Raw genomic sequence first — 207 nt, forward strand, 5'->3', positions numbered from 1 at the left:
GTTCTCCCTTGAAAACACCCCACGCGATCAAAGTTTGCTGGTTGCCGAAATAAATCTAATCTCAGAAAATGTAAATTACACAACTACTCAATATGATATTCTGTTCAACTTGTTGGACACAAGTGGCGGAGTAAAAGTCGGGATAGGCTATAATACTGATCTATATACTTCCGAGACGATCGACCGCCTGTTTGGTCATTACCGCAG

1 protein-coding gene is annotated in these 207 nt (G+C 41.5%); it reads left to right on the forward strand.

Annotated features, from left to right (window positions below; genetic code table 11):
- On the forward strand, window positions 1-207 hold a 207-nt coding region (locus AAHB90_RS32720), incomplete at both ends, for a hypothetical protein (RefSeq protein WP_342089524.1).

It is taken from the genome of Dyadobacter sp. OTU695 (assembly GCF_038440355.1).
Classification (GTDB): domain Bacteria; phylum Bacteroidota; class Bacteroidia; order Cytophagales; family Spirosomataceae; genus Dyadobacter.